At 66.6% G+C, this 24,364-nt stretch carries 28 protein-coding genes, 2 tRNA genes and 1 other RNA gene; 19 read left to right on the forward strand and 12 right to left on the reverse strand.

Going from position 1 to position 24,364, the window contains the following annotated elements; all coding sequences use genetic code 11:
- The 3 genes from QMZ25_RS17040 to dnaQ form a co-directional block, all read left to right on the forward strand.
- On the forward strand, nucleotides 1–405 hold a 405-nt coding region (locus QMZ25_RS17040), incomplete at its 5' end, for a methyltransferase domain-containing protein (RefSeq protein WP_283220012.1).
- A gap of 13 nt (nucleotides 406–418) precedes the next feature.
- A complete protein-coding gene (rnhA, locus tag QMZ25_RS17045; protein WP_053519056.1) occupies nucleotides 419–871 on the forward strand; it encodes a ribonuclease HI in 453 nt (150 codons plus the stop codon).
- Between the two features lie 4 nt (nucleotides 872–875).
- Nucleotides 876–1,607 carry a DNA polymerase III subunit epsilon gene (dnaQ, locus tag QMZ25_RS17050; protein ID WP_053519058.1) on the forward strand — a complete coding sequence of 244 codons (732 nt, stop codon included), beginning with the start codon at nucleotides 876–878 and terminating at the stop codon, nucleotides 1,605–1,607.
- A 35-nt stretch (nucleotides 1,608–1,642) separates the two neighbouring features.
- Here dnaQ and QMZ25_RS17055 read toward each other — a convergent pair whose 3' ends face one another.
- A complete protein-coding gene (locus tag QMZ25_RS17055) occupies nucleotides 1,643–2,347 on the reverse strand; it encodes a protein phosphatase 2C domain-containing protein (RefSeq protein WP_053519060.1) in 705 nt (234 codons plus the stop codon).
- A 161-nt stretch (nucleotides 2,348–2,508) separates the two neighbouring features.
- Between QMZ25_RS17055 and QMZ25_RS17060 the strand changes: the two genes are divergently transcribed.
- Nucleotides 2,509–2,599, forward strand: a tRNA-Ser gene (locus QMZ25_RS17060).
- Nucleotides 2,600–2,732: 133 nt separating this feature from the next.
- On the forward strand, nucleotides 2,733–3,137 hold the full coding sequence (locus QMZ25_RS17065) for a DUF6165 family protein (protein WP_053519062.1): 405 nt from the start codon (nucleotides 2,733–2,735) through the stop codon (nucleotides 3,135–3,137).
- A gap of 46 nt (nucleotides 3,138–3,183) precedes the next feature.
- Here QMZ25_RS17065 and QMZ25_RS17070 read toward each other — a convergent pair whose 3' ends face one another.
- Nucleotides 3,184–4,230 carry a glycosyltransferase family 9 protein gene (locus QMZ25_RS17070; protein ID WP_111187162.1) on the reverse strand — a complete coding sequence of 349 codons (1,047 nt, stop codon included), beginning with the start codon at nucleotides 4,228–4,230 and terminating at the stop codon, nucleotides 3,184–3,186.
- Between the two features lie 20 nt (nucleotides 4,231–4,250).
- On the opposite strand from QMZ25_RS17070, the gene QMZ25_RS17075 reads away from it, so the two are divergent.
- The 3 genes from QMZ25_RS17075 to QMZ25_RS17085 are packed head-to-tail and all read left to right on the forward strand — an operon-like array spanning nucleotide 4,251 to nucleotide 6,153.
- On the forward strand, nucleotides 4,251–5,000 hold the full coding sequence (locus tag QMZ25_RS17075) for a 3-deoxy-D-manno-octulosonic acid kinase (protein ID WP_053519066.1): 750 nt from the start codon (nucleotides 4,251–4,253) through the stop codon (nucleotides 4,998–5,000).
- Nucleotides 5,000–5,767, forward strand: a complete 768-nt coding sequence (locus QMZ25_RS17080; RefSeq protein ID WP_065175949.1) for an MBL fold metallo-hydrolase — start codon at nucleotides 5,000–5,002, stop codon at nucleotides 5,765–5,767. Before QMZ25_RS17075 ends, QMZ25_RS17080 begins: the two co-directional genes overlap by 1 nt.
- Nucleotides 5,764–6,153 (forward strand): nuclear transport factor 2 family protein, encoded by a 390-nt coding sequence (locus QMZ25_RS17085; protein ID WP_053519070.1) that lies wholly within the window; start codon nucleotides 5,764–5,766, stop codon nucleotides 6,151–6,153. The genes QMZ25_RS17080 and QMZ25_RS17085 overlap by 4 nt, the downstream gene beginning before the upstream one ends.
- Nucleotides 6,154–6,229: 76 nt before the next feature.
- Here QMZ25_RS17085 and ffs read toward each other — a convergent pair.
- Nucleotides 6,230–6,326: signal recognition particle sRNA small type (ffs, locus tag QMZ25_RS17090), an RNA gene on the reverse strand.
- A gap of 300 nt (nucleotides 6,327–6,626) precedes the next feature.
- Between ffs and sugE the strand changes: the two genes are divergently transcribed.
- Entirely contained in the window at nucleotides 6,627–6,944 is a 318-nt protein-coding gene (gene sugE, locus QMZ25_RS17095) for a quaternary ammonium compound efflux SMR transporter SugE (RefSeq protein WP_053519073.1), read from the forward strand.
- Between the two features lie 439 nt (nucleotides 6,945–7,383).
- On the forward strand, nucleotides 7,384–8,856 hold the full coding sequence (locus QMZ25_RS17100) for a DNA sulfur modification protein DndB (protein ID WP_081279790.1): 1,473 nt from the start codon (nucleotides 7,384–7,386) through the stop codon (nucleotides 8,854–8,856).
- 89 nt (nucleotides 8,857–8,945) lie between these two features.
- Here the strand turns inward: QMZ25_RS17100 and QMZ25_RS17105 are convergent, their stop codons facing one another.
- The 4 genes from QMZ25_RS17105 to QMZ25_RS17120 form a co-directional block, all read right to left on the reverse strand.
- Nucleotides 8,946–9,170: a hypothetical protein gene (locus QMZ25_RS17105; RefSeq protein ID WP_065175950.1), complete on the reverse strand. Its 225-nt coding sequence runs from the start codon at nucleotides 9,168–9,170 to the stop codon at nucleotides 8,946–8,948.
- Nucleotides 9,171–9,547: 377 nt separating this feature from the next.
- The gene (locus QMZ25_RS17110; protein ID WP_283220013.1) at nucleotides 9,548–10,255 is read right to left on the reverse strand and encodes a tyrosine-type recombinase/integrase; all 708 of its coding nucleotides are present in this window, start codon (nucleotides 10,253–10,255) and stop codon (nucleotides 9,548–9,550) included.
- A gap of 281 nt (nucleotides 10,256–10,536) precedes the next feature.
- On the reverse strand, nucleotides 10,537–10,815 hold the full coding sequence (locus tag QMZ25_RS17115) for a DUF6538 domain-containing protein (RefSeq protein ID WP_155760204.1): 279 nt from the start codon (nucleotides 10,813–10,815) through the stop codon (nucleotides 10,537–10,539).
- 79 nt (nucleotides 10,816–10,894) lie between these two features.
- Nucleotides 10,895–10,987 (reverse strand) — tRNA-Ser (locus QMZ25_RS17120).
- A 132-nt stretch (nucleotides 10,988–11,119) separates the two neighbouring features.
- On the opposite strand from QMZ25_RS17120, the gene dnaX reads away from it, so the two are divergent.
- The 4 genes from dnaX to QMZ25_RS17140 all read left to right on the forward strand — a co-directional run bounded on the left by dnaX (nucleotide 11,120) and on the right by QMZ25_RS17140 (nucleotide 14,546).
- Nucleotides 11,120–13,135: a DNA polymerase III subunit gamma/tau gene (gene dnaX, locus QMZ25_RS17125; RefSeq protein WP_053519075.1), complete on the forward strand. Its 2,016-nt coding sequence runs from the start codon at nucleotides 11,120–11,122 to the stop codon at nucleotides 13,133–13,135.
- 6 nt (nucleotides 13,136–13,141) lie between these two features.
- On the forward strand, nucleotides 13,142–13,462 hold the full coding sequence (locus QMZ25_RS17130) for a YbaB/EbfC family nucleoid-associated protein (RefSeq protein WP_010483846.1): 321 nt from the start codon (nucleotides 13,142–13,144) through the stop codon (nucleotides 13,460–13,462).
- 60 nt (nucleotides 13,463–13,522) lie between these two features.
- Nucleotides 13,523–14,122, forward strand: a complete 600-nt coding sequence (gene recR, locus QMZ25_RS17135) for a recombination mediator RecR (protein WP_262100163.1) — start codon at nucleotides 13,523–13,525, stop codon at nucleotides 14,120–14,122.
- Between the two features lie 64 nt (nucleotides 14,123–14,186).
- The gene (locus QMZ25_RS17140; protein ID WP_053519079.1) at nucleotides 14,187–14,546 is read left to right on the forward strand and encodes a histidine triad nucleotide-binding protein; all 360 of its coding nucleotides are present in this window, start codon (nucleotides 14,187–14,189) and stop codon (nucleotides 14,544–14,546) included.
- Between the two features lie 78 nt (nucleotides 14,547–14,624).
- Here the strand turns inward: QMZ25_RS17140 and QMZ25_RS17145 are convergent, their stop codons facing one another.
- The 4 genes from QMZ25_RS17145 to QMZ25_RS17160 are packed head-to-tail and all read right to left on the reverse strand — an operon-like array spanning nucleotide 14,625 to nucleotide 18,988.
- Complete coding sequence (locus QMZ25_RS17145; protein WP_053519081.1) at nucleotides 14,625–15,149, reverse strand: Slp family lipoprotein; 525 nt, start codon at nucleotides 15,147–15,149, stop codon at nucleotides 14,625–14,627.
- Complete coding sequence (locus tag QMZ25_RS17150; RefSeq protein WP_283220014.1) at nucleotides 15,146–17,095, reverse strand: DUF3488 and transglutaminase-like domain-containing protein; 1,950 nt, start codon at nucleotides 17,093–17,095, stop codon at nucleotides 15,146–15,148. Before QMZ25_RS17150 ends, QMZ25_RS17145 begins: the two co-directional genes overlap by 4 nt.
- Nucleotides 17,088–18,032: a DUF58 domain-containing protein gene (locus QMZ25_RS17155; protein WP_053519085.1), complete on the reverse strand. Its 945-nt coding sequence runs from the start codon at nucleotides 18,030–18,032 to the stop codon at nucleotides 17,088–17,090. Before QMZ25_RS17155 ends, QMZ25_RS17150 begins: the two co-directional genes overlap by 8 nt.
- 2 nt (nucleotides 18,033–18,034) lie before the next feature.
- The gene (locus QMZ25_RS17160; RefSeq protein WP_065175954.1) at nucleotides 18,035–18,988 is read right to left on the reverse strand and encodes an AAA family ATPase; all 954 of its coding nucleotides are present in this window, start codon (nucleotides 18,986–18,988) and stop codon (nucleotides 18,035–18,037) included.
- Between the two features lie 42 nt (nucleotides 18,989–19,030).
- On the opposite strand from QMZ25_RS17160, the gene QMZ25_RS17165 reads away from it, so the two are divergent.
- Entirely contained in the window at nucleotides 19,031–20,872 is a 1,842-nt protein-coding gene (locus QMZ25_RS17165) for a glycosyltransferase family 39 protein (protein ID WP_053519089.1), read from the forward strand.
- Between the two features lie 17 nt (nucleotides 20,873–20,889).
- Here QMZ25_RS17165 and QMZ25_RS17170 read toward each other — a convergent pair whose 3' ends face one another.
- Complete coding sequence (locus QMZ25_RS17170) at nucleotides 20,890–21,459, reverse strand: Maf family nucleotide pyrophosphatase (protein WP_053519091.1); 570 nt, start codon at nucleotides 21,457–21,459, stop codon at nucleotides 20,890–20,892.
- Nucleotides 21,460–21,572: 113 nt separating this feature from the next.
- On the opposite strand from QMZ25_RS17170, the gene QMZ25_RS17175 reads away from it, so the two are divergent.
- The 4 genes from QMZ25_RS17175 to QMZ25_RS17190 all read left to right on the forward strand — a co-directional run bounded on the left by QMZ25_RS17175 (nucleotide 21,573) and on the right by QMZ25_RS17190 (nucleotide 24,313).
- On the forward strand, nucleotides 21,573–22,082 hold the full coding sequence (locus tag QMZ25_RS17175) for a YceD family protein (protein WP_049404889.1): 510 nt from the start codon (nucleotides 21,573–21,575) through the stop codon (nucleotides 22,080–22,082).
- A 107-nt stretch (nucleotides 22,083–22,189) separates the two neighbouring features.
- Nucleotides 22,190–22,384 (forward strand): 50S ribosomal protein L32, encoded by a 195-nt coding sequence (gene rpmF / locus QMZ25_RS17180; protein ID WP_005408308.1) that lies wholly within the window; start codon nucleotides 22,190–22,192, stop codon nucleotides 22,382–22,384.
- Between the two features lie 93 nt (nucleotides 22,385–22,477).
- Nucleotides 22,478–23,455: a beta-ketoacyl-ACP synthase III gene (locus QMZ25_RS17185; protein ID WP_283220015.1), complete on the forward strand. Its 978-nt coding sequence runs from the start codon at nucleotides 22,478–22,480 to the stop codon at nucleotides 23,453–23,455.
- 75 nt (nucleotides 23,456–23,530) lie between these two features.
- Nucleotides 23,531–24,313: a serine/threonine protein phosphatase gene (locus tag QMZ25_RS17190; protein ID WP_065182460.1), complete on the forward strand. Its 783-nt coding sequence runs from the start codon at nucleotides 23,531–23,533 to the stop codon at nucleotides 24,311–24,313.
- Nucleotides 24,314–24,364: the final 51 nt, after the last annotated feature.

Below are 24,364 nucleotides of genomic sequence, written 5' to 3' on the forward strand. Positions count from 1 at the left end.
CTGCCGCTGCCGCTGGCCACCGAAAGCGTCAATGCCATCGTGCTGCAGCACGTGACGGCCGCTGATGCCGACCAGCTGCTTGACGAGTGCGAGCGGGTGCTGATGCCCGGCGGCCATCTGTGGTTGAGCAGCCTTAATCCGTTCAGTCCGTTCCGCACCCACTGGCGCCAGCATGGCCTGACGGTGCGTACGCCGCAGCGGATCCGCCAGCTGCTGGGTCGTCACGGGCTGGACTGCGACGACATGCGCTACCTGGGCCCGCTCTGGCAGGGCGCCGGCAGTCGTGGCCGCGGGGGTTGGGCCCCGCTGCGCGCGGCCTGCCTGTTCCATGCCGAAAAACGTACGTTGGCCCTGCCCGGGCCGACACCGCTGCCGGTGCGCTGGCATGGCACCGTTGCTACCTGATTCTGGAGCTGTATTGAAAACCATCGAAATCCATACCGACGGATCCTGCCTCGGCAATCCCGGTCCCGGCGGCTGGGCCGCGCTGCTGCGCTACAAGGACCACGAGCGTGAACTGAGCGGCGGCGAAGCGCATACCACCAACAACCGGATGGAACTGATGGCGGCCATTTCCGGCCTGGAGGCGCTGACCGAGCCCTGCAACATCGTGCTGTTCACCGACTCCCAGTATGTGCGGCAGGGCCTGACCCAATGGATGCCGGGCTGGATCCGCAAGAACTGGAAGACCGCCGGCGGTGATCCGGTGAAGAACCGCGAGCTGTGGGAGCGGCTGCATGCGGCCACGCTGCGGCACCAGATCGACTGGCGCTGGGTGAAGGGGCATTCCGGCGATCCGGACAATGAACGCGTCGATACGCTGGCGCGCAATGCCGCCATCCAGATCCGCGATGCCAGCCCGGTAAACTGAGCCCATGCGTCAGATCATTCTCGATACCGAAACCACCGGCCTGGAGTGGAAGAAGGGCAACCGCATCGTCGAAATCGGCTGCGTGGAGCTGTTCAAGCGTCGCCCCACCGGCAACAACTATCACCAGTACATCAAGCCGGACTGTGAGTTCGAACAGGGCGCGCAGGAAGTCACCGGCCTGACCCTGGACTTCCTGGCCGACAAGCCCGAGTTCGCGCAGATCGCCGATGAGTTCCTGGCGTTCATCGACGGTGCTGAGCTGATCATCCACAACGCGGCATTCGACCTGGGCTTCCTCGACAACGAGCTGTCCCTGCTGGGGCCGCAGTACGGGAAGATCACCGATCGCTGCACCGTGATCGACACCCTGGCGATGGCGCGCGAGCGTTTCCCGGGCCAGCGCAACTCGCTGGATGCGCTGTGCAAGCGGCTGGGCGTGGACAATTCGCACCGTGCACTGCACGGCGGCCTGCTCGATGCGCAGATCCTGGGCGATGTCTACATCGCGCTGACGTCAGGGCAGGAAGAGATCGGCTTCGGTCTGGGCGAGGACGAGGCCGGCGCGGGTGGCGCGGTGCTGCAGGCGTTCGATGCTGCCAAGCTGCTGCCGCGTCCGCGCGTGGTCGCCACCGCATCGGAACGTGAAGCGCACGCCGCGCGACTGGAACGCCTGCGCAAGAAGGCCGGTCATGCGCTGTGGGACGGCCCGAAGGTGGAAGAGCCCGCCAGCGCGTAGACCCTCGGCGCAGGGTGCGCGTGCGGTCCGCTGGCTCAGTGGCAGCGGACCAGGATCACGCTGATGTTGTCGCGGCCGCCGCCATCAAGCGCGGCGGCGACGAGCGTATCCACGCATTCCTGTGCGCTGGCGTCGTCGAAGGCCAGCGTGCGGGCGATGCCACGATCATCGACCTCCTCGGTCAGGCCATCGCTGCACAGCAGCAGCTGCATGCCGGGACGAAGTTCGCCACGGGTGGTGGCCACGTTCAGGTGCGCCGGATCGGTTACACCCAGCGCCTGGGTGACCACATTGCGGTGCGGATGCGCGCGCGCCTGCTCCGCGGTCAGGTTGCCCTGCGTGACCAGTTCCTGCACCACGCTGTGATCCTGGCTGAGCTGGGCCAGCTGGCCGTCGCGCCACAGGTAGGCCCGGCTGTCACCGACCCAGGCCACTTCGTAGCGATTGCCCTGCACGCGCGCGGCGACCACGGTGGTGCCCATCGGCAGCGTATCGTTGCGTCGCCGCGAAGCGCGGATGATCTCTTCGTCGGCCGTGCGGATGGCCTGCTCCAGCGACGCGCCGCGGCGGATCTCGCGGACGATGGCTTCGCGCGCCAGCGCGCTGGCGACCTCGCCGCAGGCGTGCCCGCCCATGCCATCGGCCACCAGCCACACGCCCAGCTCGCTGTCACCGTAATAGGTGTCCTCGTTGAGCTCGCGGCGCAGGCCGGGATGGGTGAGATGTCCGAATTCGATCATGGTGTGCGGGGCGGAGTAGCGCGGGGGAGAGGGCATCATCACGGCGTGACCGGCATCCGGCAAGGCATGGCGGCAGGAAAATTGCGCTGCTGGCCCCAGGAGACTTGTCGGCAGCCTCACTTCCTCGTATGATGCGCGTCCCCGGTTCGCCGGGGCCACCCGGAGAGGTGGCAGAGTGGTTGAATGTACCTGACTCGAAATCAGGCAGGCGTTTATAGCGCCTCGGGGGTTCGAATCCCCCCCTCTCCGCCAGATGAAGAAGAAAGCCGCCCCCCGGGCGGCTTTTTTCGTTGTCCGGCTGGCCGCGCGCGTTGCGGGGCGGCAATGGATCTCCCCTCGGGGTGCTGCGGGTTAACATGTACGCATCACCTGCTGGAGCTCCCCCATGACTGCTGAAATCCTCGTTCCCGTGTCCTTTGGCGAACTGCTCGACAAGATTTCGATCCTGCAGATCAAGTCCGAGCGGATCAGCGACGAGGGCAAGCTGGCCAACGTGCGCAAGGAGCTGTCGGCGCTGGAGCAGACCTGGATGGCGCACCCGGCCGCGGTCAAGGACATCGCCAAGCTGCGTGGTGAACTCAAGGCTGTCAACGAGCAGCTGTGGGACATCGAGGACGACATCCGCCTGAAGGAGAAGGCGCAGGCGTTCGACCAGGGCTTCATCGACCTTGCGCGCAGTGTGTATCTGCGCAACGACGAGCGCGCTCGCATCAAGAAGGCGATCAACCTGGCACTGGGCTCTGCCTACGTGGAAGAGAAGTCGTACCAGGATTACGCACAGCGCGGGTGAGATGGATCCGCCGGGCGTGGCCCGGCGCTACCGATGATCCATCGACTCAGGTGAGGTGGTCGGTCACGTAACGTTCGAAGGCGGCGATGCCGTCCTCGACCGTGATCAGTTCCATCACATCATCGAACTCGATCTTGGTGCCCCACTTGAGGTCGGCGGCCTGCTTGCCGAGATACTTGCGTGCGGCGTCGTCATAGCGGTCCACGCAATAGCGGCGATCCGAATACGGGCCGCTGCGGTGCGGGTTGCTGGCCGCGTGCAGGCCCAGCACCTTCGCTCCCATGGCATTGGCGATATGCATCGGTCCCGAATCGGGTGTCATCACCAGATTGGCGCGTGCCAGCAGCGCAGGTAGCTGCTTGAGCGTGTCCTTGCCGACCAGGTCCAGCGCCGGCGTGTGCAGCTGGGCCTGGATCGCGTCGGCCATGCTGCGTTCCAGTTCACTGCGGCCACCGCACAGCACCACCTGCCAGCCGCGCTGCGTGGCATGGTTGGCGACGGCCGCGTAGCGGTCGGCGTACCAGTTGCGGCGGACGTGGCTGGAGCAGGGCGAAATCATCAGTACCGGCCGGCCATCATCCTGCCACTGCGCCGCGGCCCACTCGAAGGCCGACTGCGGCACGGCCAGGTCCCAGCTCACGTCGGTCTGGTGCAGGCCCAGCGGCTCGCAGAAGCTGCCGATCGCATCCAGCACGTGGATGCCGGGGCGGTCCGGAATGCGTTCGTTGATGAACAACCCATGCAGGTCCTTCGAGCGGCTGCGGTCGTATCCGATGCGGCGTTCGGCCGGGATGAACGCCGACAGCAGGTTCGCGCGGAAGGCCACCTGCATCTGCAGCAGCGCCTCGAAGCGCCCCGGTGGCAGCTGCTTGCGCAGCTCCTTGACGCCGGCCATGCCGCTCTTCTTGTCGTAGGCATGGAAGGTCACGCCCGGCAGACCCTCGAGCAACTTCTGCCCGGCCTTGTCGATGATCCAGTGGATCGGCGTGTCCGGGCGTGCGGCCTGCAGCGTACGCACCAGGGGCACCACGTGGGTGACATCGCCAAGTGCGGACAGGCGCAGAAGGCACAAGGATGAGGACGCTGATGCCATGTGTTGTTAGACTCAAAGAAATGGTCGCATTCGACGCCAATGAAGCGCTGACGCCATGCCGCGAGGGTCGCGGCATCGGGGCCATTCTGTTCGACCGCGAGCGCCTGCGGCAAGCCGACATCGGCCTGTTCTCTCCCCAGCACTGGGGCAGCCGGGCCCGGCCGGTGGGCGAGGGGGGGCGTGGCAGCGCCTGGTTTGTCGACGCGCCGTTCGGCCCCAGCGTGCTGCGCCACTACCTGCGCGGTGGCCTGGTGGCCAGGATCAGCCACGACCAGTACCTGTGGCGGGGCGCCGACCGGACCCGCAGTTTTGCCGAGTTCCGGCTGATGCGGGCCCTGCGCGCGCTGAAGCTGCCGGTTCCCCGGCCGGTGGCGGCTTTCTACATGCGGCAGGGCATGCGCTACCGGGCGGCGATCCTGATGGAACGGATCGAAGGGGTGCGTTCGCTGGCCGACCGCGCGCTGGTTGCCGGACGTGGCGCGCCGTGGGAAGAGACCGGTCGGCTGATCGCCCGCTTCCACCGTGCCGGCCTGGACCATGCCGACCTCAACGCGCACAACATCCTGTTCGACAGCAACGGCCATGGCTGGCTGATCGACTTCGATCGTGGCGTCATCCGCATTCCGGCCACCGCCTGGCGGGAGCGCAACCTCAAGCGCCTGCTGCGCTCGTTGATCAAGCTGCGCGGCGAGCGCAGCGTAGAGGACGTGCAGAAGGACTACGCGCGGCTGCGCCGCGCCTATGACATGGCCTGGAACCGGGGCACCTGATGGACTGGTCGTTGCGTTTCCTCGGCGTCGGCAATGCGTCGGCGGTCGAGTTGGGATCACCGATGTCGGTGATCGAGCGCGAAGGTCGGCCGTGGTTGACGATCGACTGTGGCGGGGAAGGCCTGACCGCCTTCAAGGCGCACTACGGCCACATGCCGCAGGCGCTGTTCATCACGCATGTCCACCTGGACCATGTGGCCGGTTTCGAGCGGCTGTTCGTGGATACCTACTTCAACGCGCAGCGGCGTGGGAAGGTGCGCCTGTATGTGCCGGCCACCGTGGTGCCGCTGCTGCACAGGCGCATCGGCGATTACCCCAATGTGCTGGCCGAGGGCGGTGCCAATTTCTGGGATGCGTTCCAGTTGGTCGTGGTCGGCGACGCGTTCTGGCATGAAGGCGTGCGCCTGGAAGTATTCCCGGCACGCCACCACTGGCCGGAGACCGCCTATGGGCTGCGCCTGCAGGGCGCGCTGACCTGGAGCGGTGATACCCGGCCGATCCCGGAGATGCTGGCGCGGTACGCCAGTGACAACGAGCTGATCGCCCACGACTGCGGCCTGCACGGCAATCCATCGCATACCGGGGTCGATGATCTGGAGCGCGAGTACAGCGCTGAGCTGCAGGCGCGGATGATGCTGTACCACTACGCCAGCGTGGCCGATGGTGCTGCGCTGGCCGCGCGCGGACACCGCGTGGCACAGCCGGGCCAGTGCGTGCCGCTGGCGACCCCGACCGCGCCGCACGTGCTGGCGCAGGATCCGCCGTGAATACCTCTGGCCAGCCTGCCGACGCGGCGCTGGCGGCCGAGCTGGAACATCTGGAACGCGCGCTGCACACCCCGCAGGTGCGCGGTGATCGCGCGCGGCTGTCGGAACTGCTGGATGAGGATTTCAGCGAGATCGGCAGCTCCGGCCAGTGCTATGGCCGTGCGGCTGCGCTGGCGGAGATTCCGCTGGAGCGGGCGCAGGTGCAGATCGAATCGGAGCAGTACGCGGTCTCGTTGCTGGCACCAGACCTGGCCCAGGTGCGTTATCGCAGCCGCTACCACCTGGATGGCCAGCCGCAGCGCTGGGTGCTGCGCAGTTCGTTGTGGCGCAGGCATGGGCAGGGATGGCGGGTGGTATTCCATCAAGGGACGCCCGAAGCACGGTAGCGCCGGGCCACGCCCGGCGAGGGGTTCAACCAGGGTTGACCTCTTACCAGAGCGCGGCACTGCCAGAAAGGCGATGGCCCCGCCGGCTGACCTCGGCGCCCGCGTCGATCGATACCGTTGCTGCCTTCCGGCCCTGGCGGGGTTTTCGACCTAGCGTCGCGAGGGGCCGACGGGGCCACCATAGAGACGTTGGCCGCCCGGAGGCGGCCTGTTCACGGATCAGGGGAAGCAGCGCAGGGTGCGCCGGAGACCACAGCCGGACTGCACATCGGCTGGCCGATGGCAGGCGCGCATTCTAGCGCAGGCATGCGTATCGACGCCAGCGCCATGCGCTGAATCTGCTGTAACCCGCGGCGCGTATTCGCGGCCGGGCGGCGCGGGCGTTGCTAGAATCCCGGGCCAGGAGGAACGACCTCCCCCGCATCGGGAATCAATGACCAGGACGGCCTGGCCCTGCCAAGAGGAGGGCCGTCATGGCCTGGATCTATCTGTTGTTCGCTGGCCTGCTGGAAATCGTCTGGGCCGTGTCGATGAAGCAATCGGAAGGCTTCACCAGGCTCACTCCCACCCTGGTCACTCTCGCCGGCATGATCGCCAGTTTCTGGCTGCTGGCCGTGGCCATGCGCAGCTTGCCGCTGGGAACGGCTTACACGATCTGGACAGGCATCGGCGCGGTCGGTGCCTTCGTGGTCGGCATCGTGTTCCTGGGTGAACAGGTCAGCCCGATGCGGATCGGCGCGGCGGTGTTGATCGTGTCCGGGCTGGTGCTGATGAAGCTGTCCAGCAGCTGAGATGGGGCGCAGTTTCCTGGACAACCGACTGCCCACCAAATAAAAAAGCCGCCCGATGGGCGGCTTTTTTATTCATCTGGCGGAGAGAGGGGGATGCCCCTACCACAGCCATAAGACATTGATTTTCGAAGAGAAACAACCCGGTGAGAGTTTGTACCATCGAGTGTATCAACGTCAGCGCGCATGGTAGCAGTCGCGGCGTACGACACGGCGCATAGCGCCGGCACGCGTTGGGCCACCTCCCAGCAGGCAGGAATGCCTCTGCGTTCAACAGCCTATGTCCCAGGCATAAAATAGATACGCCCCCGGTGAAAATTCTGTTGACAGAATAATTCACCAGGGACATTATTCCTGTGCGCCAGGGGTAACTGACCTGAGAAATCGAGGCCCGCCAGCGCAGCAGTAGCAATCAAATCAACTACTTGCAGGAGTTATACATATGTACCCGAAAATTGGTGAGATGCCTACCCCCATCGTCGGCGCCGGCGTGCCGCAGGGACTCGACTCCCTCGATAGCTTGGCGGACGCGGGAGATGTGAACGAGACCCCGTTCAACGTCTTCATCGGCCACAACCTCGGCCATCGCGTTTTCACGATGTCCGTACCCTTCCGGAAGTTTGCCGACATCTCTGACGTGGCAAATGACCGCGAAGCTGGCCCGGTTGCCCAGCGGCAACTCGATGAGGGCCATGCTAAGAAGTTGGCCATCTACATGGTCAAGGGACTCATTTCCGCGGCGAAGATGCGGCGCGTCGCTGCGGGTAAGCCTGTGCCGGAGACGTTTGATACGCTCATCCGTATCCTGGGTGAGCAGCCCTACTTCTCATTGCAACCACTCGTTTGCAACATCCGCAACGTTCCCCCGGGTGGCAACGGTGCGGGAGGTATCCGAGGTCTTCGCCTGGAAACGCCGACGGGCGAGACGGCCGCGTTCAAGGTGTTCCTGTCCGAGCGGCATACCCTCTGGGTCGTGGACGGGCAGCACCGCCGCCACGCAGCGGATATGGCGATGACCTTCTTGGAGCAGGTTCGTCAGTCGGGCAAGTACCCGGGCAAGGGGGCGGTTCTGTTCACCGAGAAAGGCAAGCCTGTTTCCGAGGCAGAAATGCTTGTCTGGAATGAGGCCTATGAGGCAGCGAGGCAGTTCGCCACGCTGACGGTTGAAGTCCATCTCGGGCTTGACATCGAGCAAGAGCGGCAGCTCTTCCATGACCTCAACCGCCTCGGCAAGAAGGTGGACTCCTCGCTTGCCTTCCAGTTCGATGGCTCGAACCCCATCACGCTGTTTATCAAGCACAAGCTGTCCGGCGAACTGGGCGTTGCGCTCACTGACAGTGAGCCAAAGGACTGGTCCCAGGACTCCGGCGCAATCCTGCTGAAAGACTCCGTTGCCATCAATGCCATCGCATTCTTGAACAAGGGCAATGTCAGCGGTGCCACTCCGGCGGTCATTGAGCCGCGTGAGCAGGCGGTGCTTGACCTGTGGAGCAGGATCATCGAAATCCCTGATTTCGGAAGCCACCAGGCAAAGGAAAAGACTGTTGCGGCACAGCCGGTAGTCTTGAAGGCGATGGCGAAGATCGCTTACGACTTGAACTTCAGCAACCGCAAGCCGGCCGAAGCTGAGGAACTGTTCCAGCAGTTCTTGGAGCGGCTTCCGTCTGTGGACTTCTCCCACGAAAACCCGATGTGGAACTTCTACGGATTGAGTCCGGGTGAGCGGCTGGACGGCGGGTTGGCTGGCCTGTCCGACTACCTTCCCGAAGAGGTTTCGGGGGTGAACCGGGATATCGGCTCTAAGCAGGGTGATTTCATGCGTTTCGGCGCCAAGCACAATGACATCTTCCCAATCCTGGGCGACATGCTGCGCTGGGCGACGGGTTTGCCGAGCCGCAGGACGAGTGCCGGTTGAACTGATGGGCCTAGTGCGGCGGCTGTTCTGGTCCGTTTTCGGCGCTACTAGGTGAGAAACGACGGGGGCGGATATCCGCCCCCGTCGTGTTATTGGTACCGCAGGCCTTCAAGGAACCCCGCGCCCTGGGCGAAAAGTTCCGTGGGCGACGTGGCCCGGAGGATGGGCGACGCACCGAACCTGCCGAGGCAGAACATGGACGCCCCCGCGTGGTGGAAGTGGTAAACCTCCGTGGGCGTTTCGCTTCGCTCGCTGAGGATGGCGGCAATGCGTTGCGCGAGCGTGTCGAGTTCGTGTTGTGTCGTGTCGTTCATGGCGTGGTTTCCTGGACGGCGGGCCAAAACCCACCGGGACGGCGAAGCCGTCCCGCGTCGTCGGGCGTCAGCCCGACGACTGGCCCTAGGCTCCCGCCTGAGGCCCGGCGGACTGCGCTGGGCGCAGTCCGTGGCCCGGGTCGCTCTCGCTTTCCCCTGCGCTGCTGGACGCAGCCCAGGGGCCGGGCCGCCTCCCTACGTCCTGCCGCTGCGCGTCAGGACTTCGAGAGGCCACATTGTCGGCCAGTGCCGACAATGTGCGGAACGATCAGGTAGAGAGAAGTGCCATCCGGCCAGGATGGGCGCAGAACCCGGGCAAGCAATAGCTGACCAAGTCAAATAGCGCGAGCCGGCACGCAGACCGTGCGTGCGACCTGTCAGGCCGTCGCTCTCGGCTGCTTACGGCGTCCGCTCGTTGCTTGCTCCGGGGCCGCTCCAACTGCCAGCAACGGCCGCAGGCCGTCCAGGTCGATGACGCCCTCTGCCGCCCAGTTCAGTGCCGGCAGGCAGGCGGCGGCGGTCGCTTTCAGCGCCGAGCCGCCAGCCCCGTAGGTGGCCGCGTGGTCGGTGTCCAGGGTGCTGGTACCCTCGCTGCTTTCGTGCCCCACGAACCGTTCTCGCCAGCCTTGGGCAACGCCTTTTCGTGCCATCGTCTGGATGGCGGTGGCCCGGAAAGAGTGGAGGCCCATGCGGCCCTTTCCGCGCGGGGCGATGCCCCATGCTTTCAGGGCCGTCAGAAAGGCTTTTTGGCTAGACGCGGCCGGGCCGTTCTGGGTCAGCAAGTTGCCCGGAAAAAGCCGAGATTCACCGGCCGCTTTTCTAGCCACTACCCGGTCCAGTAGGCCCATGACCAACAGATCCGGGTGGATGGGCACCAGCCTGACACTGGCTTCTGCTTTCGAGCTCTTGTCCTCGGCCAGTTCGTTGATGTCCAGAACGGGCACGCCTTCGTTTTCGTCTGGCCCCACGTCCGCTAACTCCAACCGCGCCAGTTCGTTTGACCGGGCACCGGTGTAAAGCGCCAGCACGACCAGCCACCGGTCTTTGAGCGTGGGCAATGCCGCGAATGCCTCGGGCGCAAACATCGCTCGCAGTTGTTCCGCCTTGAACCTGAAAGCCGGTGCCGCGTCGGCTGGCCTTGTCGGCTCGGGGCAGACGGATATGGCCGGCTGCCGGGTTGGCTTTGTCCTCGGGGTAGTAGCCGCTTGCGGTGGCCCAGGTGAACAACCGTTTGAGATAGGACTGGACAGACTGCGCGGACTTGCGCGCCAGGCCGCCGGCCATGAGGTGATCGTAGAAGCCTCCGCAGTCGCTCCGGCCCAAGGTGTACAGCCGGGTGCCTGGCTTGACCAATGTCGCGAACGTTTCACCGGTTTTTTTCAACTTCCCGAACGTCTTTTTGCGCACTGGCGTGGTGAAGTTCCTCTTTCTTCCATGCCATGCCGGTCCTCTCCACGCGAGCAATGGCCGCATGGTAGGCGAGCAACAATGCGCCGGACCACGCATGTGCTAGGCGTGGATCATGCGTGCGCAGGCTGCGACGTATTTCTCCGCGCCCGTCGAACTGACGGCGCAGATGCTTGGGTAAGACTAGGCGGAAGGTGTAGCCACTGGGGCGGTGGAGCAGGTAGCGAGGCAGGCGCATGAATGTACCAATCCATGTACCAGGCCGTTTCTCTCCGAAAAACGAAAAAGCCCCTGAAAATCAGGGGCTTGGTCGAATCTGGCGGAGAGAGGGGGATTCGAACCCCCGAAGCGCGGTTTAGACGCTTACACACTTTCCAGGCGTGCTCCTTCAACCACTCGGACACCTCTCCGGATCCCTGCCATCGGCAAACGCCTCAGCAGGGGCGCAGATTCTAGCGGGCGGCGCGGCAGGACACAAGCACCCATTCAGGGCGCGTCGCAGGCGGAGGGGGATGGACAGGCGTGGCACAATGGAGCATCCGATGGAAGACGGTGGCCTGATGTCCTATCTCGTCCTTGCGCGCAAGTGGCGTCCGAAGCGTTTTGCCGAGCTGGTGGGCCAGGAACACGTGGTCCGTGCGCTCAGCAATGCGCTGGACAGTGGCCGGGTCCACCACGCGTTCCTGTTCACCGGTACCCGCGGTGTGGGCAAGACCACCATCGCGCGCATCTTCGCCAAGTCGCTGAACTGCGAGCAGGGCACCAGTGCCGATCCGTGCGGCCAGTGCCCGGCCTGCCTGGACATCGATGCCGGTCGCTACATCGACCTGCTGGAGATCGACGCCGCGTCCAACACCGGCGTGGATGACGTCCGTGAGGTGATCGAGAACGCGCAGTACATGCCCTCGCGCGGCAAGTACAAGGTCTACCTGATCGACGAAGTGCACATGCTCTCGAAGGCGGCGTTCAACGCGCTGCTGAAGACGCTGGAAGAGCCGCCGGAGCACGTCAAGTTCCTGCTGGCCACCACCGATCCGCAGAAGCTGCCGGTCACCGTGCTCAGCCGCTGCCTGCAGTTCAACCTCAAGCGCCTGGATGAGGACCAGATCCAGGGCCAGATGACCCGCATCCTGGCGGCCGAGGAAATCGAAGCCGACGGCAGTGCCATCGTGCAGCTGGCCAAGGCCGCCGACGGCAGTTTGCGCGACGGTCTGTCGCTGCTGGACCAGGCCATCGCCTACGCCGGTGGTGCGCTGCGCGACGATGTGGTGCGCACCATGCTGGGGACCGTCGATCGCACCCAGGTGGCAGCGATGCTCGATGCCCTCGCCGAAGGTGACGGGTCGCGCCTGTTGCAGGTGGTGGCGGCACTGGCGGAATTCTCGCCCGACTGGAGTGGCGTGCTGGAGGCCTTGGCCGAAGGCCTGCATCGCATCCAGGTGCAGCAGCTGGTACCGGGTGTTGCCGCTGCGGCTGAAGGCCTGGATGCGGCAGCATTCGCCGGGCGGCTGCGTCCGGAGGTGGTGCAGCTCTGGTATCAGATGGCCCTGAACGGCCGTCGCGACCTGTCGCTGGCGCCGAGCCCGCGCGCGGGCTTTGAAATGGCCGTGCTGCGCATGCTGGCGTTCCGCCCGGCAGCGTCGGTGCCGCCGGTGCCGCGTTCGGTGGATGCCGCCGGCGGTGCCGCCGGGGGGGCGATGCCCGGTGGTGGGGCGGGTGCTGGCAGCCAGGAAACGGCCCCGGTGGCCGCCGCTGCCGCGATCCCGGCCCGCGTGCCTGCGCAGGCCGCCCCACGCGAACCCGACCCGGAGCCAGAGCCGGCGCCCGAACCCGAACCTGATCCGGCGCCTGAGCCGAAGCCGGTTCCGGTCGAAGAACCGGTGTCGCCGCCGCCGGTCAAGGCCGACGGCATCCCGGTGCCGGTGGCCGTCGATGATCTTCCGCCGTGGGCCACGGATGAGGCCGAGGCCCGCGACCAGGCACTGGCTGCGGATGTCGCCACGCCGGACGCGGCCATGGTCGCGCCCTGGCATGAGCCGTCGCCTCCGGTCGCTGCATCAGCCGCGCCCGAGCGTCCGTTCCGTTCCGAGGGCATCGTCATCGCTCCACCTGCGCCCGTCGCGTCGGCGGAGACGGGCGCGCGGGCTGACATCGGCGAGCTGGCGACAGCGGAAGACTGGCTGGACCTGGTCGCCAACAGCGGCCTGAGCGGGCCTTCACGGCAGCTTGCGGCCAATGCCGCCTTCATCTCCTGCCGGCAGGGGACCTTGAAACTGGGGCTTTCGCCCGGATTTGAGTACCTGCGCTCGGAACGCGCGCTGGCCGCTCTTGGCGAAATGCTGGAAAAGGCCTTGGGGCACGCGCTGAAGATCGTGGTCGAGACCGTGGAAACCGAACACGTTCCGGCCGAGACCCTGCACCAGCGCGCCGATCGCCAGCGCGGCGAGCGGCAACAGGTGGCAGAGGCTGTTTTCATGGACGATCCGGAAGTGCAGGTGCTGATCCAGCAACACGGCGCCCGGGTCGTTTCCGATTCCATCCGTTCTTTTGACGAGTAAGACACTATGCGCGGCAACATCGCCCAACTGATGCAGCAGGCCCAGAAGATGCAGGAGAACCTGCAGAAGGCCCAGGAAGAAATCGCCAGGATCGAAGTGACCGGCAGTGCCGGCGGTGGCATGGTCAGCGTGACGCTGACCGGTGCCAAGGAGTGCCGCAAGGTGCGCATCGACCCGTCGCTGGCCAGTGACCCGGAGATGCTGGAAGACCTGATCGCCGCGGCGTTCAACGATGCCTCCAACAAGATCGATGCCGAATCGAAGTCGAAGATGGGCTCGGCTACCGCCGGCATGCAGCTTCCGCCGGGCATGAAGCTGCCGTTCTGATCGTCGGCGCGGTGCCCGCCTTGCCGGGTGCCGCGCACACCCATAAGGCCAGAAGCTGCCGTGTCCGCACCCCTGCTTGAACAATTGATCGATGCGCTGCGGGTGCTGCCTGGCGTGGGCCAGAAGACCGCGCAGCGCATGGCCTACCACCTGCTGGAACGCGAACGCGACGGCGGCCAGCGCCTGGCCGAGGTGTTGGCGCTGGCCGTAGAGCGCATCGGCCACTGCGCGCAGTGCCGCGATTTCAGTGAAACCGAACTGTGCCCGACCTGCGCCAACGGCAGCCGCGAGCGCAGCCAGCTGTGCGTGGTGGAATCGCCCGCCGACCGCCTTGCCATCGAGAATGCCACCGGCTTCCGGGGTGTCTACTTCGTGCTGCAGGGGCGTCTGTCGCCGCTCGACGGCATCGGTCCGCGCGACCTGGGCCTGGAGCAGCTGGAGCAGCGCCTTGGCGAAGGCGAAGTGCAGGAGCTGATCATCGCCACCAGCGCCACCGTCGAGGGAGAGGCCACTGCGCATTATCTGGCGCAGCTGGCGCGGGCCCGCCAGATCCGGCCGAGCCGGTTGGCGCAGGGGCTGCCGCTGGGGGGCGAACTGGAATACGTGGATCGCGGCACGCTGTCGCACGCGTTCGGCACCCGCAGCGAATTCCGCGATTGACGGCCTGGCCCTTTGAAGGGCGGGGTTGCCTACAATGCAGGCGACGTTTCCGCCGAGGCCGACCATGAGCAACGAAACCCTTTTCAGCAGGATCATCCGTCGCGAGATTCCGGCCACCATCGTCTATGAAGACGAGGACGTGCTGGGCTTCAAGGACATCGCGCCGCAGGCGCCGGTGCACGTGCTGTTCATTCCGAAGAATGAAATCATTCCGACCCTGGACGACCTGCAGCCTTCGCAGGCGCACCTGATCGGTAAGCTGGCCCTGGCGGCGGCCGACTATGCGCGCCGCGAGGGCTTTGCCGAGCAGGGCTACCGCATCGTGATGAACTGCCGTGAGGATGCGGGGCAGACCGTGTTCCACATCCACATGCATCTGCTGGCCGGCGCGCCGCTGGGCCATTTCGGCGCGCCCGGGAAGTAAGCGCCCGCCGGCGCGATGCCGTGCAAGCAGAAGGCCGCCCGGTGGGCGGCCTTCTGCGTCATGCGTACCGGAGGGGGGTTACCACCAGCCCCAGCGGCCGTAGCCCCAGTACGGGCCATACGGGCCCGGGCCCCAGGGGCCATAGGGGTAGGGCACGACGTCGACCTGTCGCTGCTCCGGCCACAGGTAGATCACATCGGCCGACAGCTTCGGCAGGCGATAGTCGTACTCGCCGATGCGGGTGTTCTGGTAGCCATCGATCTTGCCGATGAAGGTCACGTCACGGCCGGGCTCAAACACCGCCGGATCGTAGAAGCCGGAGCGGCAGGCGATGAAGCGGCCGTCGCTGGCATCGGACGAGGTGGTGTTCGGCCGGCCGGAGGCGTTGAGCGGGCGCGAGATCATCTGGAAGCAGGTCTCGCCCTGGCCGGGCTTGGTTTCGATGATGCGGCCACCCCAGCGCACGGGCGTGCCGACCTGCTGGGTGGCGACTGAATCGCGCGGGGAGACCATGCTGAACTGTCCCTGCAGCGGCTTTGGGGCCGTGGCGCAGGCCGACAGGGCCAGCGTGGCCACAGCGGTGAGAAGGAACTTGGTGTTCATGGGGAGGCTCCGGAAGTCGGGCGATGCCTGCGCAGGTCCCGCAATAATGAAGCGAGGTCGGTGCAAGTTCCAGCGTAGCGCGCGTCGGCGAAACGCTGGCTGAGTGCCAGCAGGGCCGGATCGGGCCGGCACGCATGGACGCGATGGGCCCAGAGCAGTGCCGGCTCGTGCGGTTCCCGGGCCAGGCCGAGCCGGGCGTAGCGCCGGCCCAGGCGGTGCCAGGCGCGCAGCAGCGGGTCGCGTTCGCGCTCGCCCCGGGCCAGCAGCCATGCCATCCACAGCACGGCTGCCAACGCGGCCATCACGAAGCCTGACAGCAACTGTCCCGGACTGATGTCGTCCAGGCCCAGGGGCTTGAACAGCTGCTGCTGGCGGCGCGCATCGAAGGACAGCACCAGGTCGTTCCAGCCACGGCGCAGCCAGTCGCCCATCTGCCCCAGCTGCAGCCAGCGCTGTTGCAGCGGATTGCCGGCCTCAGCCAGCAGGCGATCGTCGAGGGTGTCCAGGATGCGTTCGGGGGCGACGGCCGCCGTGGGATCGACCCGCACCCAGCCCCGTTGCGGCAGCCAGACCTCGGCCCAGGCGTGGGCATCCATCCGCCGCACGACCCAGTAATCGCCCACCCGGTTGCGCGTGCCGCCGGCGAAGCCGGTCACCACACGGGCCGGAATGCCTGCGTTGCGCATCAGCACCACGAAGGCCGAGCTGAAGTGCTCGCAGAAGCCTGCCTTGTAGCCGAACAGGAATTCATCGATGGGGTCGCGGCCGGCCACGGGCGTGTCCAGCGTGTAGGAGAAATCGGTGGTGATCCACTGCAGTGCGCGACGTACCACGGCCTCATCGTTGCTGCCCGCCTCCTGCCGCCACTGCCGGGCGAGGGTGGCGGTGCGTGGATTGAAGCCGGCCGGCAACTGCAGCGCTGCGCGTCGCAGGTAGGGGGGGAGCGCGCTGTCGAAGTGCTGCGGCGGCGCCGAGTGCAGGCGCCACCGGCTCAGCGCCGACAGCGTGCGGTCGCTGAGCAGGCTCATGTCCGCATCCAGCGTGCTGCCTTCCGGCGCACGGGTGGGCAGATCCAGTGCCACCAGCTGGCGGCGGTCGGTCGGTTCGTAGTCGATCTGGTAGTCCCAGCCGCGCGCACCGGCATCGACGATCGCGGGTGGGCGCTGCGTGCGGGCAGGGTCACGGGTCCAGCGTCGGCCATCGAAGTCGGTCAACACCGGTCCTCGCCAGTAGCGCTGGTCCGGCTCGGGTACGGCGCCGAAGAACTGCACCCGTAGCGCAGGTGTGTCGTCGGCCATCAGGTCCAGCCACTGCCCCGGCTCCATGCTGTCGGACAGGCCCGGCGTGCTGACCGCGCGTTCGGGTACGCCCCACAGCGGCGTGGACAGACGCGGAAACAGCCAGAACGACGCCAGCGCCAGTGGCAGGCCCAGCGCCAGCAGCCGGCCGACGCCCTTCAGCTGGCCGCGCAACGGCAAGGCGTCGGCGTGGCCCTCGCCCTGTGCCAGGCGCTGCAGGGCCAGCAGTGCACAAAGGCCGGCCAGCGCCGCCAGCAGCGTGGTCAGCGGGCCCTGGTCCAGCAGGAAAGCGGCGAATGGCGAGAACAGCGCGAAGCCCAGCAGGCTGCGTGCATCGCGCAGGCTGCGCAGCTCGCTGGACTTGATTGCAAGCATCGCGGCGAGCAGTGCGCAGCCGGTATCGCGTCCGGGGCGGACCAGGCCCATCTGCCAGACGATGGCGGCCAGCATGCCCAGCACGAGCAGCAGGCGCACCGGCATCGGCAACACGCGTCGCCACGACAGCGCGGCCGTCAGCAGCGCAGCCAGCGCGATCACCGTGGCCAGCATCGGCGGCAACTGCAGCAGCAACGGCAGCAGCGCAAGCGCAGCGCTGGCCAGGGTCCAGGTGCGGGCGTTGCGGTCGAGCGTGGGCGCGACGTCAGTCATGCGGCATCAGCGCCAACGCGCGCAGGCAGAGATGGTGATGGCTGGCGCCCTGTCCCGGCCCCAGTGGCGGATGCGAGGGCAGCAGCAGGGTGTAGCGGCGACCTCCGCGTTCGGCCATGTCGATCCAGCGCGCCAAGCGTGCGATGCGCGCTTCGGTCGGCAGTGGCGCCAGCGTGTGCCAGTCCAGCACGACCTCGATGCCGACCGGCTTTTCGTACTCACGGACCAGCAGGCTGTCGCGGCGCGCGGAGTGCTTCCAGGCAATGCTGCGTGGCGCGTCTCCGGCGCGGTAGGGGCGCAGCTGGTGCAGCTCTTCGCCGCTGGCGTGGGCGCGGGTGTGCAATGGATCGTTGCCGCGCTCCGGCAGCGCGGGGGCCAACGCTTCGGCCAGGGGATACACCAGCAATGGCTGTTCCGGCCACACCCATGACCACGCACGGACCAGGCCCAGCGGTTGCGTGGTGGACAGGCGGATGCGCGACAGCTCCCGCCAGCCGCGACGTTCGCTGGGGACGTCCAGCTCCACTTCGCCACGCCCCTGTGCCGGCAGCGAGGTCCAGGCCTGGCTGTCGCCCAGTTGCAGGTGCAGCCCCTGTCGTGGCCGCGGATCACGCAGCGACAGGTCCACGCGCAGCCGCAGCGGCTGGCCGGCAGGCACCGGCTCGGCGGAGATCGCATCGATCTGCACGCCCGACAACTGCAGGTGCGCGGCAATGGCGCTGGCGATTGCCGCCGCCGCCAGCAGCAACGCCAGCAGCAACGCGGGGTTGTTGTTGTAATTCAGCGCACCCAGCAGCATCGCCGACAGCAGCGTGGCGACGAACAGGCCGAAGCGCGTCGGCAGCACGTAGATGCGGTGGCGGTTCAACCGCTGCGGCAGTGCTTCCGGCGCACGCGGGCGTGCCAGCAGCTGCAGCCGCGCCCAGCGCGAGGCCACGCTCAGTCCACCGTGACGGTCTGCAGGATCGCGCGTGCCAGCGCAGGCCCGGAGCTGGACTCGGCTTCGGCCACCAGTCGATGCCCCGCCACCGCCACGAACAGCGTCTGCACGTCTTCGGGAATGACATGGCTGCGGCCGAGCAGCAGCGCATGCGCCCGGGCTGCACGCAGCAGCGCCAGTCCGGCACGAGGCGACAGCCCAACGCGCACGCCTGCATGCTGGCGGCTGCGTGTCAGCAGGGCCTGCACGTAGTCGACCAGCGCGTCGCTGGCGTGGACCTGGCCTACGGCCTCACGCAATGCCCGCACCTGCACTTCGTCCAGTTTCGGCATCGCACGTGCGATCAGGTCGCGGCGATCGGTGCCGCGCAGCAGCTCGCGCTCGGCCTGCGGGCTGGGATAGCCCATCGCCAGCCGCAGCAGGAAACGGTCCAGCTGCGAGTCGGGCAAGGGGAACGTGCCCGACAGGTCCACCGGATTCTGGGTGGCGATCACGAAGAAGGGGTCCGGCAGCGCATGCGTCTGTCCATCCAGTGTCACCTGCTGTTCGGCCATGGCCTCCAGCAGCGCGCTCTGCGTGCGTGGTGGCGCGCGGTTGATTTCATCGGCCAGCAGCACATGGGTGAACACCGGGCCGGGATGGAACTGGAACTGGCGACTGCCTGCCTCATACACCGATACGCCAAGCACATCGGCCGGCAACAGATCCGAGGTGAACTGCACGCGCTGGAAGCCCAGGCCCAGACTGCTGGCCAGCGCGTGGGCCAGCGTGGTCTTGCCGAGGCCGGGCAGGTCCTCGATCAGCAGATGTCCACCGGACAGCAGAGCGACGAAGGCGAGCCGCACTTCCGGAACCTTGCCCAGCACCAGCGCGTTGACCTGATCCTGGGCCTCCCGCAGGGACTGGCGCAGTTGATCGGTTAGCATGCTGGGACTGGGGGACGAAGCTGGCATGATCGTCTCTGATCTGGAATCTCCTCGATTATCCATAGAGCAATGCAGGGCGAACAGCGCGCACGGACGATTTTTCTCTGGTTATGGACGCTGGTCACAGCGGCCAAGCTGGTGGTGGCCGCGCGCCTGCCACTGTTCGTCGATGAAGCGTTCTACTGGCAGGAAGGCCAGCACCTGGCGGCGGCCTATTCCGATCTGCCGGGCCTGACCGCGTGGATGGCGCGGCTGGGCGTGGAGATCGGCGGTCATCACGTGCTGGCCCTGCGCCTGCCGTTCCTGGCGATAGGTGCGTTGCTGCCCTGGCTGGTTTCGCGCATCGCCACGCGCTGGTTCGGTGCCGTGGCCGGTTGGCAGGCAGGCAGCCTTACTCTGCTGATGCCACTGTCGGCCACGCTGGGGCTGCTGGCGGTGCCGGACGTACCCATGGCGCTGGCGGCCGTGCTGTGCCTGCACGCGGGTGCGCGCCTGCTGCACAACGTGGACGCATCATCGGCGATGAAGCTGGCATTGGGCCTGCTGATCGGTGCGCTCAGCCACTATCGCTTCATCGGTGTGATCGGCGTCGGCTTCATCGCGTTGCTGGCGTTGCCGCAGGGCCGGCGCATGCTGGCCGATCCGCGGGTCTGGGTCGCGCTGGCCATCGGTGTACTGGCCTGGTTGCCGTTGCTGGCGTGGAATGCGGACAACCACGATGCCGGGCTGAAGTTCCAGGTGGTCGAGCGCCATCCCTGGGCGTTCGAGTGGGGTGGGCTGTGGTTCCTGGTGATCCAGCCGATGCTGGTCACCCCCATCCTGTGCATCGCGATGTGGAAGGTGGCGCTGGCCGGCACGCGCAGCGGTGGTGGTGCGCGCGTGCAGTGGCGCTACTTCGGGCTGGTGGGCGGCGTATCGACGCTGGGCATCTTCCTGCTGGGGTTCTTCACCGATGTCGAGCGCATCAGTTTCCACTGGCCGCTGCCGGGCTACCTGGCGCTGCTGGTCGCGGTACCGGTGGTGCTCAATGGATGGCCGCGCTGGCTGCGCAGGACAGGGTGGTGGCTGGCAGGGCTGGGCATGGTGCTGGCGTTCGGCTACTACCTGATGGCATCCACGCCGGCACTGCGCGAGCAGATGGCCGGCAGCAAGTACTACCCGCGCAATTTCGCCGGCTGGGAGCCGTTGGCCACGGCGGTCCGCGAGGAACTGCAGCAGATGCCGGAAGGCACGCGTGTCCTGGCCGGCAACTTCAAGGTGGGGGCCGAGCTGGGCTTCCAGCTGGGCGATGGCGATATCGAAGTGTTGCCGCACCCGCTCAACGACAAGCATGGCCGCACGGCGCAGCTGGCGCAGTGGAACCTGGTGCATGCCGGTGAGCGCACCGCGCCCATGCTGCTGGTGCTGTCACCCAGCGACCAGCGGTACCGCGAGCTGCTGGACCGCTATCACGCGGTCTGCGAACAGGTGGGGCCGCTGCCGGCACCACGGATTGTCAGCAGTGACCACGGCTTCCAGCGCTTCCTGCTGTTCCGCCTGCCGGCGCAGCGCGCGCCGGGGCCCTGCGTGACGCCGGCGATGGCATGGCTGGATGCGCCGTCCAATGGCGAGAAGGTGTCCGGCACGCTGGCGATCCGGGGCTGGGCCTTCAAGGACGGCGTCGGCCTGGCGCGCGTGGAGGTGCTGGTCGATGGCCGTTCGATCGGCGATGCACGCTACGGTCGCGAGTTCGACCTGCGCCCGGCCTGGCCGGACAGCACCGATCCGCAGCATCCGGCCGTGGGCTTCGATGCCAGCCTCGATACCTCCGTGCTGGCACCGGGCAAGCACTGGCTGGGCCTGCGCCTGTACGGCCACGACGGCAGCGTGGAAGCATGGCAGGAGCAGCCGTTCGTGGTGGAGAAGCGCTGAAGGCGCTACCCCGGGGCTCAGGGCACCCGGAATCCGGCCCTGCGCAGCACGCCGCACAGGGCGATCAGGGGCAGGCCGACCAGCGCAGTGGGATCGCGGCTGTCGATGGCTTCGAACAGGCTGATGCCCAGTCCTTCGCATTTGAAGCTGCCGGCACAGTCAAGGGGCTGCTCGGCAGCGACATAACGGGCGATTTCCGCGGCATCAAGATGACGGAAGCGCACTTCCGTCAGATCCAGCGCTGCGAAAGATTCTCCGTCCCGTGTGAGATTGAGGGCGGTGTGGAAGCGTACGGTGCGTCCGGCCATGGCCGCCAACTGCGCACAGGCGGCATCGACCGTGCCTGGCTTGCCCAGCGGCCGGCCTTCCAGATCGGCGACCTGGTCCGAGCCGATCACCCAGGCGCCCGGGTGGCGGGCGGCCACATCGGCCGCCTTGGCCGCGGCCAGGCGTACCGCCAGATCCAGCGGGGCTTCACCGCTCAACGGCGTTTCATCCACCTCCGGGCGCGCGCACTCGAACGGCAGGGCCAGCCGCTGCAGCAGTTCGCGGCGGTAACGGGAGGTGGAGGCCAGGACCAGGGTCATGCAACAATACCGGGGCAGGGTGCGGCAGTCTGGCCCGGCCTGACTGCCAGCGGCAAGCCTCATGTGGCGGGCATTTGACAGCCGCCGCCCGGATCCTTAGTATTCAGCGGCTTATGTCCGCGAACGTGCCCGAAACGCTGGATGCCTGGCGGATGGTTGTAGCGCGAAGGCGCTTCGACGGTCAGGTGTCCCTGGCTGAATTGACCCGCCTGCAGGGGTTGGTCGCAGATACCGACGGCGAGTGCGTGTACTCGCTTGAGTTCGGTCGCGACGACGTCTTGCGGGTATCCTATGTGGAACTGACCATCGACACCGCGCTGCCGCTGACCTGTCAGCGCAGCATGCAGCGATTCCTGTTGCCGGTGAAGGTGACCCAGAGGCTTGGCCTGATCCGCGACGAGGACGAGGAATCGTCCCTGCCGGAGGAATACGAGGCGTTGCTGGTGCCGGAAGATGGCCAGCTGCGTCCGCTGGACCTGGTCGAGGACGAACTGGTGCTGGCGGTGCCGGTGGTACCGCTGTCACCCGACGGTGAAGCAGTCGACAAGGACTGGGCACCGAGCGAAGAAGAAACGAAGAAGGCCAACCCGTTCGCGGCGTTGGCGGCGTTGAAGAAACAATAGCAGCCGGTTGTCGTCGGCGGCTGCGGCGAAAGCGAAAAGTGTGCTGGGCGCTGGCGTCCTGTGCGACGAAACGACGAAGCAAAACGAACCGAGTTTGGAGCAATCCCATGGCTGTCCAGAAATCCCGTGTTACCCCGTCCCGTCGCGGCCAGCGTCGTTCGCATGACGCCCTGAGCGCCAAGCAGCTGTCGACCGACCCGACCACCGGTGAAGTGCATCTGCGTCACCACATCACTGCCGACGGTTTCTACCGTGGCAAGAAGGTCATCCAGACCAAGACCTCGGCCGTCGAAGAAGATTGATGTGCCGGGAAGGCCGCTGCCCGACGGGCAGCGGCCTTTGCCTTCTTTCCCCGGGCGTGCCGGTGATCGGCGGCCCGCGCAACAGGAAACATGATGAGCAAGCGGATCTACTCGAGGATCGCGGGCACCGGCAGCTATTTGCCGGAAAAAGTCCTGACCAACGCCGACCTGGAAAAAATGGTCGAAACCTCGGACGAGTGGATCCAGACGCGCACCGGTATTCGTGAGCGGCACATTGCGGCCGAAGGCGAGACCACCAGCGATCTCGGCTACCAGGCTGCGCTGCGTGCGCTTGAAGCGGCGGGCATCGACGCTTCCCAGCTCGACATGATCGTGGTCGGCACGACCACGCCTGATCTGATTTTCCCGTCCACCGCGTGCCTCATCCAGGCCAAGCTCGGTGTGGCCGGTTGCCCCGCCTTCGACGTCAACGCGGCCTGCTCGGGCTTCGTGTTCGCGCTGAGCGTGGCCGACAAGTTCATCCGTTCCGGCGACTGCAGGCACGTGCTGGTGATCGGCGCGGAAACCCTGACCCGCATCGTCGACTGGAACGACCGCACCACCTGCGTGCTGTTTGGTGATGGTGCTGGCGCCGTCGTGCTCAAGGCCGACGAGGAAACCGGCATCCTCAGCACGCATCTGCACTCTGATGGCAGCAAGAAGGAACTGCTGTGGAATCCGGTCGGCGTTTCGGCCGGTCTCAAGGACGGCGCCAATGGCGGCGGCACCATCAACATGAAGGGCAACGACGTGTTCAAGTACGCCGTCAAGGCGCTGGACTCGGTCGTGGACGAGACCCTGGCTGCCAATGGCCTGGACAAGTCGGACCTGGACTGGCTGATCCCGCACCAGGCCAACCTGCGCATCATCGAAGCCACCGCCAAGCGGCTGGAAATGTCGATGGACCAGGTCGTGGTCACCGTCGATCAGCATGGCAACACCTCGTCCGGCTCGGTGCCGCTGGCGCTGGACGCTGCGGTCCGCTCGGGCCGCGTCGAGCGCGGTCAGCTGCTGCTGCTGGAAGCCTTTGGTGGCGGCTTCACGTGGGGTTCGGCCCTGTTGCGCTATTGATAGTGCAAGTTACGACAACGTGAAGTCTGTCGTTGCGGCCCTCCGGGGCCGTAACGCGTTTAAGGAGGTCCTGTCATGGTTGAGCCCATCGTCATCGACGGGCAGCGCGCCTGGCTGAAGCAGTACGGCAAGGGAAGCCGAGCCATGGCCCTAGGCCTGCTCAATTTCGTCGCCCGCCGGTTCCAGCTGGACGCGCTGCGCCCGCCGCCGCACCGGGGCGGAGACGCCGCACGCGAGGTCGAGGCCCGCCGCCTGGGCGAACTGCAGGCACAAGGGGTGAACGTGCCCGACGTGATCGGCAGCGGCCATGCCGCGCTGGTGATCGGGGACAACGGCAGCTCGTTCAACACCTGCCTGCGCGAGGCCGACGACGCCGGGCGGGACCGGCTGGTGATGGCCGCAATGCGGGCACTTGCCGAAGCACACAGCCGTGGCGCCTATTTCGGCCAGCCGCTGCCGCGCAACCTCACCTGGGATGGCGAGCGGGTCGGTTTCATCGACTTCGAGGAAGATCCGCTGGAAGTGATGGATCTGGCCGAAGCCCAGGCGCGCGACTGGCTGATGTTCGGCTATGGCGTGGCCAAGTACTACGCCGACCGGCCCGACTGCCTGCAGGCGATGATGGCCGAGGCGATCGGCACCGTGCAGGCGCCGGTACGCGAGCACGTGCACGCTGTGAGCGGCCGCCTGCAGCGCCTGGCCCGGGTCTGCATGAAGCTCGGACGCTCGGCGCGCACGCTGGCCCATTCGATCTTCATCGCGCACGGCGCCACCACCATGGGGGTGCTGATGGTGGTCGGGCTGTGCATGGACTTCTTTGCCGATGGCGAACTGGACATTCTGCAGTTGTTCTGCTGATTGCATCCGCCGGGCATGGCCCGGCGCTACCGGAGCCGTTCACCGGGCATT

It is taken from the genome of Stenotrophomonas sp. RS-48 (assembly GCF_030053245.1).
GTDB lineage: Bacteria > Pseudomonadota > Gammaproteobacteria > Xanthomonadales > Xanthomonadaceae > Stenotrophomonas > Stenotrophomonas maltophilia_P.